Origin of the sequence: Salibaculum sp., assembly GCF_035270045.1 — a bacterium.
Classification (GTDB): domain Bacteria; phylum Pseudomonadota; class Alphaproteobacteria; order Rhodobacterales; family Rhodobacteraceae; genus Salibaculum.
On the sequence record NZ_DATFIP010000038.1, the window covers coordinates 1 to 17,425 of the forward strand.

The window sequence follows — 17,425 nt, forward strand, 5'->3', positions numbered from 1 at the left end:
GCCCTCGACCTGCAGCATCTCGTTGTGCATCCAGACGCGGGCCATTTCCTCGGTGTCGTTCGCGCAGCAGCTTTGGGCGATCTCGTTCTCGTGGTGGGGGAACATCAGGTCGTTGCCCCCGCCGTGGATGTCGAAGACCTCGCCCAGCAGGGCCTTGGCCATGGCGGAACACTCGATGTGCCACCCGGGCCGCCCCACGCCCCAGGGGCTGTCCCAGCCCGGCTCGCCCGCCTGCGAGGGCTTCCACAGCACGAAATCCATCGGGTTGCGCTTGTAGGGCGCCACCTCGACCCGGGCGCCGGCGATCATGTCGTCGACCGTGCGCCCGGACAGCCGGCCGTAATCGGCCTTCCAGCTGTCCACGGCGAACAGGACATGCCCCTCGGCCGCATAAGCGTGGCCCTTGGCGACCAGGTCCTCGATCATCGCCACCATCTGCGCGATATAGGCCGTGGCGCGGGGCATCCGGCTGGGCTCCAGCACGCCGATCTCGGCCATGTCGTCGAGATACCACTGGCTCGTCTCGGCGGTGATATCGGAAATCTCGCGCCCGGTCTCGGCCGCCCGCGCGTTGATCTTGTCATCAACGTCCGTGAAATTGCGCACGTAGGTCACGTGATCGGCCCCGTATTCGTGGCGCAACAGCCGGAAAAGCACGTCAAAGACGATCGCGGGCCGCGCATTGCCCAGGTGCGCGCGGTCATAGACCGTCGGACCGCAGACATACATGCGCACGTTCTGCGGATCGAGCGGCTCGAAAACCTCCTTGGTCTTCGTCCGGGTGTTGTAGAGTTCGATCGTCACGGCACGGCCTCGCAGCGGTTTTCGCCCGCGGGCTTAGCGACTTTCTGGATCAAGGGAAACGTGAAAGAGCGGCCCGCGCGACTGGTGTCAGCAGGGAATGTTGCAGCAGATGATGCAAATGCTCTTCATGACGCCGAGATAACCGCGACGGCCCCGGTCTGGCAAGCCCCCGCGTGGCGGCGCTGTCACGATCCGCCGCGCGGATGGCTCAGGGTGCCGCCGCCCACCGGCGCGGCCACCCCCGTCGTGCCGGGGCAACTGGTGGACAGGCCGCGTGCCACGCGCACCGCAAGATAGGCGAAGGCCTGCGCCTCGATCATGTCACCGTCCAGGCCCGCGTCCTCGATCGGGGCGACGGAACAATCGCAACCAGCGGCAACCATCGCCATCAGCGTCCCGTTGTGCCGCCCCCCGCCCGCGACCAGCACCCGGGCGGGCGGTGCGGGACACTGGGCCAGCCCCCGGATCACCGCCGCGGCGGCGCAGGCGGTCAGCGTGGCCGCGGCATCGGCATCGTCCAGCCCGGCGACGGCTTCAGACAAGTGGGGAAAGTCATTCCGGTCCAGGGACTTCGGCGGTATTTTGAAGAAATGGGGGGACGACAGGAAGGCGGTGACGGTGGCGTCATCAACCGTACCGCGCGCCGCCAGCGCGCCGCCCGCGTCGTGGACCAGACCGCGCCGCGCCTGCACCAGGTCGTTGATCGGGGCATTGGCCGGGCCGGTGTCGAAGGCCAGAAGGGCGCCCGGCGCGTCGGGACCGGGCTGGCGCGGGTCGATCCATGTCAGGTTGCCGACCCCGCCCAGGTTCAGGATGGCCAGCGGCGCCTCGGCCCCCAGCCAGCGGGCCAGCGCGAAATGGTAAAACGGGGCCAGCGGCGCCCCCTCGCCCCCCATGCGCACGTCCGCCGACCGGAAATCCCAGACCACCGGCAGGCCAAGGACCTCGGCCAGCACCGCGCCGTCGCCGACCTGGTGCGTGCCGCGCCCCCGGGGATCATGGGCAAGGGTCTGGCCGTGAAACCCCACCAGGGCGACCCCCTCAAGCCCGGACAGCGCCTGGGCATGGACCGTCTCGACGATCTCGCAGGCCTGGGCGACATCCGCGCCGGGCCACTTGCCCAGGGCGGCGCGCAGTACCGCTTGCTGGGCCGGGCCATAGGGCCGGAACCGGCTTTCACCGAGCCCGATCAACCGCTCGCCGTCAGTCTCGATCACGGCCACGTCCACCCCGTCGAGCGAGGTCCCGGACATGGCCCCCGCGACTCGAAGCACGTCCGCCTTCAACATCCGCTTTTCCTCTGTCCGACAGCCATCTATAGAGTGCGCCGAAGCCACTGCGGGGACAAGACATGACCTATCATCCCAAGTCCGATTTCATGGCCACGATCATGGAGCGTGGGTTCCTGGCCGACTGCACGGATTACCAGGGCCTGGACGAGGCGCTGAGCAAGGGGATGGTGACCGCCTACATCGGCTATGACGCGACGGCGCAGTCGCTGCACGTGGGGCACTTGCTGAACATCATGCTGCTGCGCTGGTTCCAGAAAACCGGGCACAGGCCCGTCACCCTGATGGGCGGCGGCACCACCAAGGTGGGCGATCCGTCGTTCCGCGCCGACGAGCGTCCGCTGCTGACCCCCGACCGGATCGACGCCAACATCGCCGGGATGCAGGCAGTCTTCGCGCAGTACCTGGACTACGGCGCGGATGCCGCGCGGGGGACCACGGCATTGATGCTGAACAACGCCGAGTGGCTGGACGGTCTGAACTACCTCGACTTCCTGCGCGACATCGGGCGGCATTTCTCGGTCAACCGGATGCTGTCCTTCGAGTCGGTGAAATCGCGGCTGGACCGGGAACAAAGCCTGTCGTTCCTCGAATTCAACTACATGATCCTGCAAGCCTATGATTTTCTGGAGCTGAACCGCCGATATGGTTGCCTGTTGCAGATGGGTGGCTCGGATCAATGGGGCAACATCGTCAATGGCATCGACCTGACCCGCCGGGTGCTGGACCGCGAGATTTACGGGCTGACAACGCCGCTTCTGACGACATCGGACGGGCGCAAGATGGGCAAATCCGCCGGCGGCGCGATCTGGCTGAATTCCGAGATGCTGAGCCCTTATGAGTTCTGGCAGTTCTGGCGCAACACCACCGACGCGGACACGGGCAGGTTCCTGAAACTCTATACCGAGTTGCCCGTGGAGGAATGCGACCGGCTGGGCGCGCTGGGCGGCTCCGAGATCAACGCGGCCAAGATCATCCTGGCCAACGAAGTGACGGGCCTGTTGCACGGGCCCGAGGCGGCCGAGGCGGCCGAGGCCACCGCGCGCGAGGTCTTCGAAAAGGGTGGTGCCGGCAGCGAGTTGCCGACCCTGACGCTGACCGCGCAGGACATCGGAGAAGGGATTTCCGTGGCCCAGCTTATCGTGCGCTCCGGGCTGGCGGGCAGTGGCAAGGAGGCCAAGCGCCTGATCGCCGACAACGGCGCGCGGCTTGACGATGCGCCGCTGACGGATGCCGGCAGGATGATTACCACCACCGACCTTGCCAGTCCAATCAAGCTTTCGGCGGGCAAGAAACGCCACGCCATGGTCGAACTGGGCTAGAAGACGGCCCCGTCCAGCACGGACCGCCCCCTGCCCCGAGGCGCGTCGCGAGGCACACGGTCCGACAGCCTGGCGGGGGCGACACAGGCATAACACCGGCCCGAGACCGCGAACCACGGGGGCGGAATCGGGGCTGGCGATGCGCGGCGCGATCTTCTAAGGATCGGGTCCATGTCCAAGACCATCCTCGAAAGATGCGCGGCCCGGGGCCTGCGCCTGACCGACCAGCGCCGCACCATCGCGGGCGTGCTGGACGCGGCCGAGGATCATCCAAATGTCGAGGAACTGCACGCTCGCGCAATGCGGGCCGACCCGCGAATCTCGCTGGCGACGGTCTATCGCACGGTCAAGCTCTTCGAGGAGGAAGGCATCCTGGACAGACTGGATTTCGGCGACGGCCGCGCCCGCTACGAGACCGCTGACCAGGGCCACCACGACCACCTGATCGACCTGGAGACCGGCGCGGTTATCGAGTTCGTGGACGACGAGATCGAGGCGTTGCAGGAGCGGATCGCCCGGCGGCTGGGGTACCGGCTCAAGGGACACAGGCTGGAACTCTACGGCGTGCCGATCAAGCGTGGCGGGGCCAAGTGAACAATCTGATCGGCGCTTTCTGGATGATCATGGCCATGGCCTGTTTCGCCCTGGTCGATACCTGCATCAAGCTGGCCACTGTCAGCGTGCCGCGCGCGCAGGTGGTCGTGGTGATGGGGGCCGTGGGGCTGCTGGCGTTTGCCCTCGCCGCGCGCGCCCGCGGCCTCAAGCCGATGCCGCCCGAGATATTCCGCGGCCCCTCCCTGCTGCGCGCGGCCGGAGAGGCCGGCGCGTCCACGTGTTTCGTCTTTTCTCTTTCCGAGGTGGACCTGTCGCTCTTTACCACCATCGTGCAGGCCAACCCGCTACTGGTGGTCCTGGGGGCGGCACTGTTTCTGGGCGAACCCGTGGGCTGGCGTCGCTGGCTGGCCATCCTCCTCGGCATGGTGGGCGTGCTGATCGTCCTGCGCCCCACCGGCGGGGATTTCAACGCCTTCGCGCTGCTGGTCTTTCTCGGCGTGCTGTCGCAGTCGATCCGCGACCTGGCCACCCGGCGCGTTGCCAAAGGCATTCATACCCTGCAACTCTCCTGCGGGTCCTTCCTGGCGCTGATCGCCGCCGGTTTCGTCATCGGAATCGTCCAGAACACACCGCCCATACGACCCGAAGGCATGGCATGGCTCTATCTTTTCGGGGCCGCGGGCCTGTTCATGCCGGCGATCTATGCCATGGTGGCCGCGATGCGGGTAGGCGAGATCGGCTTCGTCGCGCCCTTCCGCTACAGTCGCATCCTCTTCGGGCTGGGCCTTGGCGTCGTGATCTTCGGCGAGACGCTCGATGCCTACACCCTGACCGGCGCGGCGCTGATCGTGGGCACGGGGCTTTATTCCTTGTGGCGCGAGACCCGCAAGCGCCCCGCAACGGGCGCGACCGGCTGATGGAGAACCTGCGCGGCGCCGCCTTCATGACACTGTCGATGCTGGGCTTCGCCATCGAGGACGCCCTTATCAAGACCGTGGCCGCGCGCCTGCCGGCCGGGCAGATCATCGCCCTGCTGGGGCTGGCGGGCGCGGTGCTGTTTCTCGCCTGGCTGGCCCTGCGTGGCCAGAGGCTCTTTGTGCGCGCGCAACTGGAACCCCGGGTGCTGATGCGCACGGGCTGCGAGGCACTTGGCACCGCCTTCTTCGTCACCTCCCTGACGCTGATCCCGCTGACCCTGGCCTCGGCGGTGATCCAGGCGACGCCGCTGATGGTGGCCCTGGGCGCGGCGCTTTTCCTGGGCCAGCCAGTGGGCTGGCGCCGCTGGACGGCCATCGGGGTCGGATTCGCCGGGATCCTGTTGATCCTGCGGCCCGGCAGCGCGGATTTCGACCCGCTGGTCCTTCTGGCCGTGGCCGGGATGCTGGGGCTTGCGGGGCGCGACCTGCTGACCAGGGCGATGAACTCGACCATAACCGGTCCGCACCTGTCGATCATGGCCTTCCTCGGCCTCGTGCCCACCGGACTGTTGCTGGTCACGGTGCAGGGGCAGAGCGTGTTGCTGCCGACGCTGCGCGAGGCGGCGCTGCTGAGCGTCTGTGTCGTCATCGGCATGGTGGCCTACCTGGCGATCATCGCGGCGACCCGTGCGGGGGATGCCGCCGTGATCTCTTCCTTCCGCTATGCGCGCATGGTCTTTGCCCTGGCCATCGGTTGGCTGGTGTTCAGAGAACAGCCCGACGCCCTGACCCTGATCGGGGTGGCCGTGGTTATTGCCGCGGGGCTTTATACCCTGATCCGGGAACGCCGGTTGCGCCGGGCTTCCCTCGGGGCCGCCAAGCCGTTATAGCAGCGGCGAGAGACGCCCTGTTTGCGCTAACAACGCCAAAGGATACCCCATGAGCACCATCATCGACATCCACGCCCGCGAAATCCTCGACAGCCGGGGCAATCCCACCGTCGAGGTCGACGTGACCCTCGAGGACGGCACCATGGGCCGCGCCGCCGTGCCCTCGGGCGCCTCCACCGGGGCCTACGAGGCCGTCGAGCGCCGCGACAACGACAAGGCCCGCTACATGGGCAAGGGCGTGCTGGAAGCGGTCGAGGCCGTCAACGGCGAGATCGCCGAGACCCTTCTTGGTTTCGACGCCACCGAGCAGGTGGCCATCGACAGTGCCATGATCGAACTGGACGGCACCGACAACAAGGGCCGGCTCGGGGCCAATGCCATCCTCGGCGTGTCCCTCGCGGTGGCCAAGGCCGCTGCCGACTTTTCCATGCAGCCGCTGTTCCGCTATGTCGGCGGCACCTCGGCCCGCGTCCTGCCGGTGCCGATGATGAACATCATCAACGGCGGCGAACACGCCGACAACCCGATCGACATCCAGGAATTCATGATCATGCCGGTCAGCGCGGACAATATCCGCGACGCCGTGCGCATGGGCTCGGAGGTGTTCCACACCCTCAAGAAGGAACTGGTGGCCGCGGGCATGTCCACCGGGCTTGGCGACGAGGGGGGCTTTGCCCCGGAGCTCGGCAGCACCCGAGAGGCGCTCGATTTCATCCTGAAATCCATCGCGAAGGCCGGCTACACACCGGGCGAGGATATCGTACTGGCGCTGGATTGCGCCGCCACGGAATACTTCAAGGACGGCAAGTATGTCTTTGCGGGGGAAGGACAAACCCTGACATCCGAGGAAAACGTCGCCTACCTGGAGGCGCTGGTCAGGGACTATCCCATCATCTCGATCGAGGATGGCATGTCCGAGGATGACTGGGAGGGCTGGGTCGCCCTGACCCGGGCGATCGGCGACAAGGTGCAACTTGTGGGCGATGACCTGTTCGTGACCAATCCCGACCGGCTGGCCACCGGCATCGAGAAAGGCGCGGGCAACTCCATGCTGGTCAAGGTCAACCAGATCGGCAGCCTGACCGAGACGCTTCAGGCGGTCGAGATGGCCCACCGCGCGGGGATGACCAACGTGATGTCGCACCGCTCGGGCGAGACCGAGGATGCGACCATCGCCGACCTGGCCGTGGCGACCAACTGCGGCCAGATCAAGACCGGCTCTCTGGCCCGCTCGGACCGGCTGGCCAAGTACAACCAGCTGATCCGTATCGAGGAATACCTGGGCGAGGCCGCCACCTATGCGGGCCGGTCGATCCTGAAGTAGGATCTGCCCGGTGTCCCGGAGGGGACACCGGAAGCGGTGGGCCCTTACGGGCAGGGCGCGGTGTAATAGGTTCCGTCGCCGCGGGCATAGGCGCAGGATTGGCCATTCTGGTTCTGCGCCACGACGGTCCCGGCGGCGGCCCCGCCAAGCGCCGCGATCAGGCGCCAGTCGTCGTCGGCCTGCAGCACGTCCGCCGCGATCAACCCGGCGGCGGCGCCCCCGGCAAGCCCGGCCACGGTGCGCTGTTCGGCGGTCAGGCTCTCGCAAGCGGTCAGGACGGACAGCCCGAACAGGGCGAGGATCAGCGATCTCATTGCAATCTCCTTGGTTTTTGACACGCCGGATCACGGCGCCTCGCATTGACCATCTCAGCGCGACCCGGGGTGCGGCGACAGGTAGCGGCAGCTTGCCCTTGGCCCCGCAGAATCCTGCCGACCGGGGGCTGCACCATCGGCAGGATCATGCCAGGTTGTGTCCGCCAGTCCTGACCGGAGCCCTGCAATGACCGCTGACGAGATCATCACCCGCCTGGGCCTCGCCCCGCACCCAGAAGGCGGGCATTACCGTGAAACCTGGGTGGCGGCCGAACGTGTCGCGGACCAGCCCGACCGCCCGGCGGGAACCTGCATCCACTTCCTGCTGCAAGACGGGGAGACCAGCCACTGGCACAGGGTGGACGCCACCGAGATCTGGCATTTCCACGCCGGGGCGCCGCTGGTGCTGTCCATGGCGGAAACCGATGCAGGCCCGAGGACCGACCATCGCCTCGGCCCCGACCTGGCCGCACAAGAGGCGCCCCAGTTGATCGTGCCGCCGCACTGGTGGCAGGCCGCGCGCAGCACCGGCGCCTGGACGCTGGTCAGTTGCACCGTCAGCCCGGGGTTCCGGTTCGAAGGGTTCGATCTGGCGCCGCCCGGATTCGACATCCTCTAGACCAAGAAGGGGGCGCTGCGCCCGTCCCGCCAGGCGGGACTCCCCCCGGGATATTCGGGATCCAAGGAAAGGCCCCGGCAAAGGTCACCAGGTGCCTTGCCGGGGCCCGGAGCTTTCTCCGGACACGGCCATCGGCGTCCCCGCCTGTACCGCTCATACAAGAGTTCCGATTCCATTCAAGAAAGCGTTACGCGCCTTCTTTGGACCGGAAATATCCCGGGGTGAATTGGCCGTCAGGCCAAGAGGGGCAGCGCCCCTTCTCGGTCGGCTCGGGCGGTGCCCGAGACGAAGAAACGGGGGCCGAAGCCCCCGCTCAAGTTTCGCCGTCCCCGGGGAATGCCCCGCATTCACCGTCCAAGGACAGAGCGGATTGGCCGCGCCAATCTGCGGAGTCCGCAGGTGCAGCCCGATTGAGACAGAAAAACGGGGACCGAAGCCCCCGTCTGAGTTTCGCCGTCCAGGCTCACTGTTTGTACCGCCCGGTTTCTGCCTGCGGCCTGGACGTCGGCAGCGCGAGCGCACCCGCGCCGTGCTCCTTGGTGCGCCTTGCGGCGCCCCCGGGCGGGGCGGGCCGCTCGGACCCGTCCCGCCCGTCTTATCAGCTACACCCGCTGGTTCCGCCGCAGGTGTTGCATTTCATGCAGGTGCCGTTGCGCACCAGCGTGTAGTTGCCGCAATCACCGCAAGCCTCGCCCTCGTAGCCCTGCATCTTGGCCTTGTCGCGGGCCGTCAGTCCCGAGACCGAGGCCGAGCCGCCGCCCGTGGCCTGGGCCATGCCGCCCCCACTGGCGACGACGGGCATCACGGTGTCCAGCGCGGATTGCATCCCATCGCCGCCGTTCAGCGCCACGGAGCCTGCCCCGCCCTGCAGGACCACCAGGTCCTGCGGGACGCGCTTGCGCAGGTAGCCGGTCGAACTGATCTGCTTGAGCACCTCCAGGCTGCGCGAACTGGCGCTCTCCGACATCTCCTTGATGTTGGAGACGCCCTCTTCCTCGCCCCGGCCGAGGCTGTCGAAGGACGCGCCTTCGGGCTTCACATGGGCCAGGTCGGTGCGATCGAGATAGCTGACCGCGAGCTCGCGGAAGATGTAGTCGAGGATCGAGGTCGCGTTCTTGATGCTGTCGTTGCCCTGCACCATGCCCGCCGGTTCGAACTTGGTGAAGGTGAAGGCATCGACGAACTCCTCCAGCGGCACGCCGTATTGCAGGCCCACGGACACGGCGATGGCGAAGTTGTTCATCATCGCGCGGAACCCGGCACCTTCCTTGTGCATGTCGATGAAGATCTCGCCCAGGTTGCCGTCCTCGTATTCGCCCGTGCGCAGGTAGACCTTGTGCCCGCCGACGATGGCCTTCTGGGTGTAACCCTTGCGTCGTTCGGGCATCTTCTCGCGGTGGTTGCGGACGATTTCCTTGACGACGACCTTCTCGATCACCTTTTCGGCCAGCACCGTGGCCTTTTCCCGGGCCGAGCCGCTTTCGAGGGTTTCCTGCGCCTCTTCGTCATCCTCGACCAGGGCGGCGGCCAGCGGCTGGCTGAGCTTGGAGCCGTCGCGGTAGAGCGCGTTGGCCTTCACCCCCATGGACCAGCTGCGCTCATAGGCCGCCTGGCAGTCCTCGATGGTGGCATCATTGGGCATGTTGATCGTCTTGGAAATCGCCCCCGAGATGAAGCTCTGGGCCGCTGCCATCATGTCGATATGGCTGTTGACGCCAAGGAACCGGCTGCCCTTCTTGCCGCAGGGGTTGGCGCAGTCGAAGACGTGGTAGTGCTCTTCGCGCAGGAAGGGCGCGCCTTCCAGCGTCATGGTCCCGCAGACGTGGTCGTTGGCGGCCTCGATATCGGCCTTGTTGAAGCCCAGGTGCCCCAGCAGGTCGAAGGTCGGATCATTGAGCCGCTCGGCCGGGATGCCCAGGGTCTTCTTGCAGAACTCCTCGCCCAGCGTCCACTGGTTGAAGACGAAGCGGATGTCGAAGGCACTCGGCAGGGCCGCCTCGATCTTGGCGATCTCGGCCTCGCCGAAACCGTGGCCGATCAGCGCGGTGTGGTTGATGCCCGGCGCATTGCCAAGGGTGCCGTGGCCCACGGCGTAGGCGACGATCTCCTCGATCTCGGTGGCGCCGTAGCCCAGCTTTTCCAGCGCCGCCGGAACCGACTGGTTGATGATCTTGAAGTAGCCGCCACCGGCCAGCTTCTTGAACTTGACCAGCGCGAAGTCGGGTTCGATCCCGGTGGTGTCGCAGTCCATGACCAGCCCGATCGTGCCCGTCGGCGCGATCACCGTGGCCTGCGCATTGCGATAGCCGTTCTTCTCACCCAGGGTCAGCGCTTCGTCCCAGGCCGTCATGGCCAGGTCGACGAGGCGGCTGTCGGGACAGTTTGCGTGATCCAGCGCGACCGGCTTGACCTCCAGGCCTTCATAGCCTTCGGCCGCGCCATAGGCGGCGTTGCGGTGGTTGCGGATCACGCGCAACATGTGGTCGCGGTTCTTGTCGAACCGGGTGAAGGCGCCCAGTTCGCCGGCGATCTCGGCGCTGGTGGCATAGGACACACCGGTCATGATCGCGGTAAGGGCGCCGGCCAGCGCGCGGCCCTCGTCGCTGTCATAGCCCAGCCCCATGTTCATCAGCAGGCCGCCGATGTTGGCATAGCCCAGGCCAAGGGTGCGGAAGTCATAGGACAGCTGCGCGATTTCCTTGGACGGGAACTGCGCCATCATCACCGAGATTTCCAGCGTCAGGGTCCAGAGGCGCGTGGCGTGCATGTAGTCCTCGGCCTGGAACTGCCCGTCCTGGTAGAAGGTCAGCAGGTTCATCGAGGCCAGGTTGCAGGCCGTGTCGTCCAGGAACATGTATTCCGAACAGGGGTTCGAGCCGCGGATCGCCCCGTCCTCGGGGCAGGTGTGCCAGGCATTGACCGTGTCGTGATACTGGATGCCCGGATCGGCACAGGCCCAGGCGGCGTGACCGACCTTTTCCCACAGGTCACGGGCCTTGACGGTGCGGGCGACCTCGCCGTCGGTGCGGTTGATCAGCTCCCAGTCGGCATCTTCGCGCACGGCCTTGAGGAAGTCATCCGTCACACGGATCGAGTTGTTGGAATTCTGGCCCGAAACCGAGTTGTAGGCCTCGCTGTCCCAGTCGGTGTCGTAGGTCGGGAACTCGATGCTGTCATAGCCCTGCTTGGCATAGTCCAGCACGCGCTTGACGTAGGTTTCGGGAATGGCGACCTTCTTGGCCTCGCGGATGGCGGCCTTGAGCCCGGCGTTGGTCTTCGGGTCACAGGCGTCCTCGGCCGTGCCGTCCCAGGCCTTGATGGCGGCGAAGATCTCGTTGAGCCGGGCCTCGTGCATCTTGGAGCCGGCAACGATGCTGGCGACCTTCTGCTCCTCCAGCACCTTCCAGTCGATGAACTCCTCAATATCCGGATGGTCGGCGTCCACGATCACCATCTTGGCGGCCCGGCGCGTGGTCCCGCCGGACTTGATGGCGCCCGCGGCACGGTCGCCGATCTTGAGAAAGCCCATCAAACCGCTGGATTTGCCGCCGCCAGAAAGCGACTCGCCCTCGGCGCGCAGGTGGCTGAAGTTGGTCCCGGTGCCCGAGCCGTACTTGAACAGCCGCGCCTCGCGCACCCACAGATCCATGATGCCGCCATCGTTCACGAGGTCGTCGGAACACCCCTGGATGAAGCAGGCATGCGGCTGCGGGTGTTCATAGGCGCTCTGCGAGGCGGTCAGCTCGCCGGTGCGGTAATCCACGTAGTGGTGCCCCTGGCCCGGGCCGTCGATGCCATAGGCCCAGTGCAGCCCGGTGTTGAACCACTGGGGCGAGTTCGGGGCGGCCCGCTGGGTGGCCAACATGTAGCGCATCTCGTCGAAATAGGCCCGGGCATCCTCTTCGCTGGAAAAATAGCCGCCCTTCCAGCCCCAGTAGGTCCAGGCGCCGGCCATGCGGTCGAAGACCTGCTTGGCGCTGGTCTCGCCGGTGCGCGCGGCGCCCTGGGCCGCTTCGGCGCGCCACAGGAAGTCCGGCACGCCCTTTTCCCGGACCCGCTTCAACTTGTCCGGCACGCCAGCCTTGCGGAAATACTTCTGGGCGATCACGTCGCTGGCGACCTGGCTCCAGCTGGCGGGGATCTCGCAGTTCTCGAGTTTGAAGACGGTGGTGCCGTCGGGATTGCGGATTTCCGACGTGGTGGTCTTGAATTCGATATCCGCGTAAGCGTCCTGCCCGGCCTTCGTAAAGCTGCGTTCGATCTTCATTTTTCCCTCGTGCCTCTTGTTCGCGGTCGTCGTTGCGACCGCCCGTGATGCCCTGAGCCGGAATGGCTCGCTTCGTGCCGGACGCAGGCCGAAACACCGCTGCCGCTGCCCACCAGGGTGGTGGCCGCGATTATGGGCCGCCTGCCGGCGCCCCGCCTGTGCCTTGGGTGTCTGTCCCTGCCGTCCTGCCCCGTCATGACACTACATGTTGTGGGCTTTCGTCCGGCTCGCACAAGATGGCAAATCTATACCTGGGGGGTCAACTTCATTTTAGCACAAAATGCAGGATTTTCAGCTTGACCGGCGCGCGCCATGAGGATGGGTGCGATTCCTCCACCGGCTTGTGCACAAAAGGGTTAACGCCCGGGCCGGAAAAATTCCGCCGCGCCCTCAGCACCCTGTCACGGGAAGCTCACAAACCGCGCTAAGCACCGCGCAGGACGGTCACTGTTCCCACCGACGGAGAGGAGTGTCACCGAAGCGCCACGCGACCGGTCCGGCGGGCGGTGCGGAAAGTGGTCGGGGCGGCGAGATTCGAACTCACGACCCCCTGTACCCAAAACAGGTGCGCTACCAGACTGCGCCACGCCCCGGACCACGGCGACCGATCTACTTGCCCCGCGCGCGCTTGAAAAGCCCTAATCGGCGGGACAGGACCAGGCGGCGTCGGATCCGATGGCAGGGTGGCGCATCACGTCGCCCTCGGCGATTCCCAACCGCGCGGCCATGCCGCCGTTGATCTCGAGCACGAACTGCACAGCCTGCCCGCCCGGAATCGCGGTTTCGTCACGCGGGCGCGCCATCGGATGCAGCCGGGTCAGGCGGCCGGTCGCATCGAAGAAGAGCATGTCCAGCGGGATCAGCGTGTTGCGCATCCAGAAGCTGACTGGCCGTGGATCTGGATAGACGAACAGCATCCCTGACAAGGCCGGCATCTCTTCGACGTACATCAAACCGCGCGCACGGGTCGCGGCGGTATCCGCGACCTCGACGGAGAAGCGCGCCTGTCCCCAGTCGCCCCGCAGGGTGACCGCGTCCCGCGCGCACTGCGCTGCCGTCATCGTCGCCACCAGCGACAGGCAGAGCGTCAGCACTGCCGTCAGTCTTCGGTATCCGGGCGCTCGATGTCCCGGGCCACCCTTCAGTCGGTGTCTTCGCGCAGACCAGCTTCCCATGGCAGAACCTCCGTCGCCATGAGACCGCGCGCGCCTTCGACAGTGCGGACCCCGATGGCTTCGCCGGGGATCAGATCAGCAAGCCCCGAGCGGCGCAAGATCTCGATATGGACAAAGACGTCTTCCTCGACCCCGAAAATGTTGGCAAAACCGAAGCCCTTGACCTTGTCGAACCACTTGACCCGGGCCGGATGCATGGGCGCGGCGGCCAGTTCCTCGGCGCTCATCTCGGCGAAATCTGTCAGCCCGCCGCCGATAATGGCATCTGGTACCGTGATGTCGCGCACTTCAGACGCCTGCAGGCCGCGCTCCGTCTCGAGCACGACGAGTTCGATCTCGGCCCCGTCGGCGACCGAACTCTGTCCGAAATTGCGCAGCACGTTGGCATGAAGAAGGATGTCGGGCCCGCCGTCGTCGCATACGACGAAGCCGAACCCCTTGCCCGGATCGAACCACTTTACATGGCCCCGACACAGGCGCCCCTCGGTGTTTTCATCAGTCATAAATCTCGGTTCCCGGCCCGCCGGACCCCATTCTCGACGGGATTACAAGGGATCAATTGCATCCTAATCCATGGAGTTTCAAGCCTGATCTTTTGTCTAATTTGTGCGACAAAAGTATTGTAACGCGCGAATACCATTTAACGTCAAGGATTAAGCCTTTGAACAAACCACTTTTTCTCTGTGTCGCGGGTCCATTGAAACCGATCGTGAAGGCGAAAAGCCCCATCTGCCCAAAACTCGATTTGCACAGGAGCGATGCGGTAGCCACCCCAGAACGGCGGCCTTTCCGGGTCTGTGCCCTTCTCGGCGGTGATCCGCGCCACGTCGGCCATCAGCCGGCTGCGCGAGGACAGCGGCGCGGACTGGCGCGAGGCCCAGGCCCCGAGTCGGCTCTTGAGGCTGCGGCTGCGGTAATAGGCATCGGCCTTCTCGCCCGCCTCGCGGATGACCGTGCCACGCACGCGGATCTGGCGGCGCAGGCTTTTCCAGTGGATGACGAAGGCCGCCGTGCCCGTCGCCTCGATCTCGGAAGCCTTTGCCGACCCGTAATTGGTGTAAAAGACGAAGGCGTCGGCCTCGATCTCCTTGAGCAGGACCATGCGCGCGTTCGGCATCCCCTCCGCGTCTGTCGTGGCCAGGGCCATGGCGTTGGGGTCGTTGACCTCGGTCTGCTCGGCCTCGGCCAGCCAGCGCCGGGCGATCTCGAAGGGATCGTCGCCCGCAAATATGCCTGTGCGGTCGCTCATCTTGGTCTCCTGCTGGTTTGCCCGGCCTGCCGGGTGTTGGTCTGCCTTGCGCGCAACATAGCACGGCGCGGGCAGCGGCAAAGGCGGCTTGATGCGGTGTGACGCTTGGCTTACACCAAGCCAACCAAAGGCCGATGCGGCGGGAGTAAAGGATGACGTCGAATTTGATGCAAGGAAAGCGCGGACTTGTCATGGGGCTGGCCAATGACAAGTCCATCGCCTGGGGCATAGCGAAGGCGCTGGCCGGCGCCGGGGCGGACCTGGCGTTTTCCTACCAGGGCGAGGCCCTGAAAAAGCGTGTCGGCCCGCTTGCCGCCGAGCTGGGTTCGGACATCGTGCTGCCTTGCGATGTTGGCGACGAGGAGTCCATCGACGCGCTCTTTGACGGCCTGCGAGAGCACTGGGACAGCCTGGATTTCGTTGTTCATGCGATCGGCTTTTCCGACAAGGGCGAGTTGCGTGGCCGCTACGTCGATACGAGCCGCCGGAATTTCGCCATGTCCATGGATATCTCGGTCTACTCCTTTACCGCCGTCATGCAGCGTGCCGAGAAGATGATGACCGACGGCGGCAGCGCCCTGACCATGACCTACTATGGCGCCGAACAGGTGATGCCGCATTACAACGTGATGGGCGTGGCCAAGGCCGCGCTCGAGGCCAGCGTGCGCTACATGGCCGAGGACCTTGGCAAGGACGGCATCCGCGTGAATGCCATTTCCGCCGGACCGATCAAGACGCTCGCGGCGAGCGGCATCGGCGATTTCCGCTATATCCTCAAGTGGAACGAGTTGAACTCGCCCCTGCGCAAGAATGTCACCATCGACGAGGTCGGCGGGTCCGCGCTCTACCTGCTCAGCGACCTTGGTGCGGGCGTGACCGGCGAGGTGCACCATGTGGACGCGGGCTACCACGTGGTCGGCATGAAGGCGGTCGACGCCCCCGACATCGAGAAGGGCTGAGCCATGGTCGACAACCGCCTGCCCCACGAGAAGGGATTTCACGTCAGCTGGGACCAGTTGCACCGCGACAGCCGGGCGCTGGCCTGGCGGCTCGACGGATACGGCCCCGACAACGGCGCCTGGCGGGCGGTGGTGGCGATCACCCGCGGCGGCATGGCCCCGGCGATGATCGTGGCCCGCGAACTGGACATCCGCACCGTCGACACGATCTCGGTCAAATCCTACCTTTCGGGCGGCGGCAAGGCCGACCAGCGCCGCGAGGCGCAGGTTCTGAAAAGCCCCGATGCCGCGATGATGGGCGACGGCGAGGGCGTGCTGATCGTCGATGACCTGGTCGATACCGGCAAGACGCTGGAGCTGGTCCGCGAAATGTATCCAAAGGCGCATTTCGCCACCGTCTATGCCAAGCCCCAGGGCGAGCCGCAGGTCGAGACCTTCATCACCGGGGTCAGCCAGGACACCTGGATCTTCTTTCCCTGGGACATGGCGCTGCAATACGTCGAGCCCTACCGGGGCCGCGATTGAGCGCGGCGCGCACCGACGCCACCTTTTCCCCGCCGGTGATGGCGGCGCGGCGCTGGATCGAGGGCGTCGCCTTTCCCGATGACCGCCCCCTGATAAATGTCAGCCAGGCCGCCCCGGTGGCGCCGCCCCCACCCGAGCTGCGCCGCGAAATGGCCCGCCTCGTGGTCGAGGACCCGGGCAGCCATCTTTATGGCCCCGTGCTGGGCCTGCCCGCCCTGCGCGAGGAGGTCGCCCGCCACTGGACCCGCGCGTACGGCGGCCCGGTTGCGCCCGACAACGTGGCCATCACCAGCGGTTGCAACCAGGCCTTTACCGCCGCCATTGCCACGCTTTGCGGTGAGGGCGACGAAGTGATCGTCCCGGTGCCCTTCTATTTCAACCACGTCATGTGGCTGGACATGGCCGGGGTGCGCATGGTGCCGCTGCCCACGGGCGACGGGTTGATCCCCGACGCAGGCGCGGCGGCGGCCCGGATCACCCCGCGCACCCGCGCCATCGTTCTGGTCAGCCCCAACAACCCCGGCGGCGTGGAATACCCCGCCGAGACACTGCGCGCCTTTTTCGAGCTGGCCCGCGATCGTGGCCTGGCGCTGATCGTGGACGAGACCTACCGAGACTTCGACAGCCGCGCGGGCGCCCCCCATGACCTTTTCTCCCGTAACTGGGAGGATACGCTGATCCAGCTCTATTCCTTTTCCAAGGCCTATCGTCTGACCGGTCACAGGGTCGGGGCCATGGTGGCAGCGCCGGCGCGGCTGGCGCAGGCCGAGAAATTCCTCGATACGGTCACCATCTGCCCCAACCAGCTTGGCCAGCGCGCCGCGTTGTGGGGAATGCGGCATCTGGGCGACTGGCTGGCCGGGGAACGGGCCGAGATCCTTGCCCGCCGCGGCGCCATCTCCGATACCTTTCCGCGGCTCGGGGCGCAGGGCTGGCGGCTGCTGGGCTGCGGCGCCTATTTCGCCTATCTCGAGCATCCCTTCGACATCCCGTCGGACATTCTGGCACCAAGACTTGTCGAGGCGGCGGGCATCCTGCTGCTGCCCGGGACCATGTTCCGGCCCGCCGATGATCCGGCAGGAGCGCGGGAGTTGCGCGTGGCCTTCGCCAATATCGACAAGGTGGGCATTTCGACGCTCCTTGATAGGCTTGCCGCCTACAGCCCCGCCTGATCCGCTTGCACCGCTCTGCGCCCGGCCCTATTGAGGCGGGACAC

16 protein-coding genes and 1 tRNA gene are annotated in these 17,425 nt (G+C 66.2%); 9 read left to right on the forward strand and 8 right to left on the reverse strand.

Annotated elements, in window-relative coordinates; translation table 11 throughout:
• The coding region (cysS, locus tag VJ897_RS06185) for a cysteine--tRNA ligase (protein WP_324054255.1) at nucleotides 1–804 on the reverse strand (804 nt) is incomplete at its 3' end.
• 185 nt (nucleotides 805–989) lie between these two features.
• Nucleotides 990–2,093, reverse strand: a complete 1,104-nt coding sequence (locus tag VJ897_RS06190; RefSeq protein ID WP_324054256.1) for an anhydro-N-acetylmuramic acid kinase — start codon at nucleotides 2,091–2,093, stop codon at nucleotides 990–992.
• Between the two features lie 62 nt (nucleotides 2,094–2,155).
• Between VJ897_RS06190 and tyrS the strand changes: the two genes are divergently transcribed.
• The 5 genes from tyrS to eno all read left to right on the forward strand — a co-directional run bounded on the left by tyrS (nucleotide 2,156) and on the right by eno (nucleotide 7,101).
• A complete protein-coding gene (tyrS, locus tag VJ897_RS06195; RefSeq protein ID WP_324054257.1) occupies nucleotides 2,156–3,415 on the forward strand; it encodes a tyrosine--tRNA ligase in 1,260 nt (419 codons plus the stop codon).
• A 171-nt stretch (nucleotides 3,416–3,586) separates the two neighbouring features.
• Nucleotides 3,587–4,009, forward strand: coding sequence for a Fur family transcriptional regulator (locus VJ897_RS06200; protein WP_324054258.1), 423 nt, complete (start codon nucleotides 3,587–3,589; stop codon nucleotides 4,007–4,009).
• Nucleotides 4,006–4,887, forward strand: coding sequence for a DMT family transporter (locus VJ897_RS06205; RefSeq protein ID WP_324054260.1), 882 nt, complete (start codon nucleotides 4,006–4,008; stop codon nucleotides 4,885–4,887). The genes VJ897_RS06200 and VJ897_RS06205 overlap by 4 nt, the downstream gene beginning before the upstream one ends.
• Entirely contained in the window at nucleotides 4,887–5,777 is an 891-nt protein-coding gene (locus tag VJ897_RS06210) for a DMT family transporter (RefSeq protein ID WP_324054262.1), read from the forward strand. Before VJ897_RS06205 ends, VJ897_RS06210 begins: the two co-directional genes overlap by 1 nt.
• Nucleotides 5,778–5,826: 49 nt before the next feature.
• A complete protein-coding gene (gene eno, locus VJ897_RS06215; RefSeq protein ID WP_324054263.1) occupies nucleotides 5,827–7,101 on the forward strand; it encodes a phosphopyruvate hydratase in 1,275 nt (424 codons plus the stop codon).
• A 44-nt stretch (nucleotides 7,102–7,145) separates the two neighbouring features.
• On the opposite strand, the gene VJ897_RS06220 is transcribed toward eno, so the two are convergent.
• Nucleotides 7,146–7,415: a glycine zipper 2TM domain-containing protein gene (locus tag VJ897_RS06220; protein WP_324054265.1), complete on the reverse strand. Its 270-nt coding sequence runs from the start codon at nucleotides 7,413–7,415 to the stop codon at nucleotides 7,146–7,148.
• Nucleotides 7,416–7,602: 187 nt separating this feature from the next.
• Here VJ897_RS06220 and VJ897_RS06225 point away from each other — a divergent pair, with 187 nt between their 5' ends.
• Complete coding sequence (locus tag VJ897_RS06225) at nucleotides 7,603–8,034, forward strand: cupin domain-containing protein (protein WP_324054267.1); 432 nt, start codon at nucleotides 7,603–7,605, stop codon at nucleotides 8,032–8,034.
• A 598-nt stretch (nucleotides 8,035–8,632) separates the two neighbouring features.
• Here VJ897_RS06225 and VJ897_RS06230 read toward each other — a convergent pair.
• The 5 genes from VJ897_RS06230 to pdxH all read right to left on the reverse strand — a co-directional run bounded on the left by VJ897_RS06230 (nucleotide 8,633) and on the right by pdxH (nucleotide 14,725).
• Nucleotides 8,633–12,301, reverse strand: coding sequence for a vitamin B12-dependent ribonucleotide reductase (locus VJ897_RS06230; RefSeq protein ID WP_324054269.1), 3,669 nt, complete (start codon nucleotides 12,299–12,301; stop codon nucleotides 8,633–8,635).
• Nucleotides 12,302–12,817: 516 nt separating this feature from the next.
• Nucleotides 12,818–12,894: transfer RNA gene (locus VJ897_RS06235), tRNA-Pro, on the reverse strand.
• Between the two features lie 45 nt (nucleotides 12,895–12,939).
• Nucleotides 12,940–13,395 carry a DUF192 domain-containing protein gene (locus tag VJ897_RS06240; protein ID WP_414706684.1) on the reverse strand — a complete coding sequence of 152 codons (456 nt, stop codon included), beginning with the start codon at nucleotides 13,393–13,395 and terminating at the stop codon, nucleotides 12,940–12,942.
• 47 nt (nucleotides 13,396–13,442) lie between these two features.
• Nucleotides 13,443–13,979, reverse strand: a complete 537-nt coding sequence (locus VJ897_RS06245) for a cold-shock protein (RefSeq protein WP_324054271.1) — start codon at nucleotides 13,977–13,979, stop codon at nucleotides 13,443–13,445.
• A gap of 143 nt (nucleotides 13,980–14,122) precedes the next feature.
• On the reverse strand, nucleotides 14,123–14,725 hold the full coding sequence (pdxH, locus tag VJ897_RS06250; protein ID WP_324054273.1) for a pyridoxamine 5'-phosphate oxidase: 603 nt from the start codon (nucleotides 14,723–14,725) through the stop codon (nucleotides 14,123–14,125).
• Between the two features lie 152 nt (nucleotides 14,726–14,877).
• Between pdxH and fabI the strand changes: the two genes are divergently transcribed.
• Genes fabI through VJ897_RS06265 form a run of 3 tightly spaced genes read left to right on the forward strand, consistent with a single transcriptional unit; the run spans nucleotide 14,878 to nucleotide 17,381 of the window.
• Nucleotides 14,878–15,684: an enoyl-ACP reductase FabI gene (gene fabI / locus VJ897_RS06255; protein WP_324054275.1), complete on the forward strand. Its 807-nt coding sequence runs from the start codon at nucleotides 14,878–14,880 to the stop codon at nucleotides 15,682–15,684.
• Between the two features lie 3 nt (nucleotides 15,685–15,687).
• Nucleotides 15,688–16,209 (forward strand): xanthine phosphoribosyltransferase, encoded by a 522-nt coding sequence (gpt, locus tag VJ897_RS06260; RefSeq protein WP_324054277.1) that lies wholly within the window; start codon nucleotides 15,688–15,690, stop codon nucleotides 16,207–16,209.
• A complete protein-coding gene (locus VJ897_RS06265; RefSeq protein WP_324054279.1) occupies nucleotides 16,206–17,381 on the forward strand; it encodes an aminotransferase in 1,176 nt (391 codons plus the stop codon). The genes gpt and VJ897_RS06265 overlap by 4 nt, the downstream gene beginning before the upstream one ends.
• Nucleotides 17,382–17,425 lie beyond the last annotated feature (44 nt).

What these genes read in the sequence shown, in the direction of transcription:
- VJ897_RS06190 (WP_324054256.1), bottom strand. Translation starts at nt 2,093, where the DNA reads ATGTTGAAGGCGGACGTGCTTCGAGTCGCGGGGGCCATGTCCGGGACC.
- tyrS (WP_324054257.1), top strand. Translation starts at nt 2,156, where the DNA reads ATGACCTATCATCCCAAGTCCGATTTCATGGCCACGATCATGGAGCGT.
- VJ897_RS06200 (WP_324054258.1), top strand. Translation starts at nt 3,587, where the DNA reads ATGTCCAAGACCATCCTCGAAAGATGCGCGGCCCGGGGCCTGCGCCTG.
- VJ897_RS06210 (WP_324054262.1), top strand. Translation starts at nt 4,887, where the DNA reads ATGGAGAACCTGCGCGGCGCCGCCTTCATGACACTGTCGATGCTGGGC.
- eno (WP_324054263.1), top strand. Translation starts at nt 5,827, where the DNA reads ATGAGCACCATCATCGACATCCACGCCCGCGAAATCCTCGACAGCCGG.
- VJ897_RS06220 (WP_324054265.1), bottom strand. Translation starts at nt 7,415, where the DNA reads ATGAGATCGCTGATCCTCGCCCTGTTCGGGCTGTCCGTCCTGACCGCT.
- VJ897_RS06225 (WP_324054267.1), top strand. Translation starts at nt 7,603, where the DNA reads ATGACCGCTGACGAGATCATCACCCGCCTGGGCCTCGCCCCGCACCCA.
- VJ897_RS06230 (WP_324054269.1), bottom strand. Translation starts at nt 12,301, where the DNA reads ATGAAGATCGAACGCAGCTTTACGAAGGCCGGGCAGGACGCTTACGCG.
- VJ897_RS06245 (WP_324054271.1), bottom strand. Translation starts at nt 13,979, where the DNA reads ATGACTGATGAAAACACCGAGGGGCGCCTGTGTCGGGGCCATGTAAAG.
- pdxH (WP_324054273.1), bottom strand. Translation starts at nt 14,725, where the DNA reads ATGAGCGACCGCACAGGCATATTTGCGGGCGACGATCCCTTCGAGATC.
- fabI (WP_324054275.1), top strand. Translation starts at nt 14,878, where the DNA reads ATGACGTCGAATTTGATGCAAGGAAAGCGCGGACTTGTCATGGGGCTG.
- gpt (WP_324054277.1), top strand. Translation starts at nt 15,688, where the DNA reads ATGGTCGACAACCGCCTGCCCCACGAGAAGGGATTTCACGTCAGCTGG.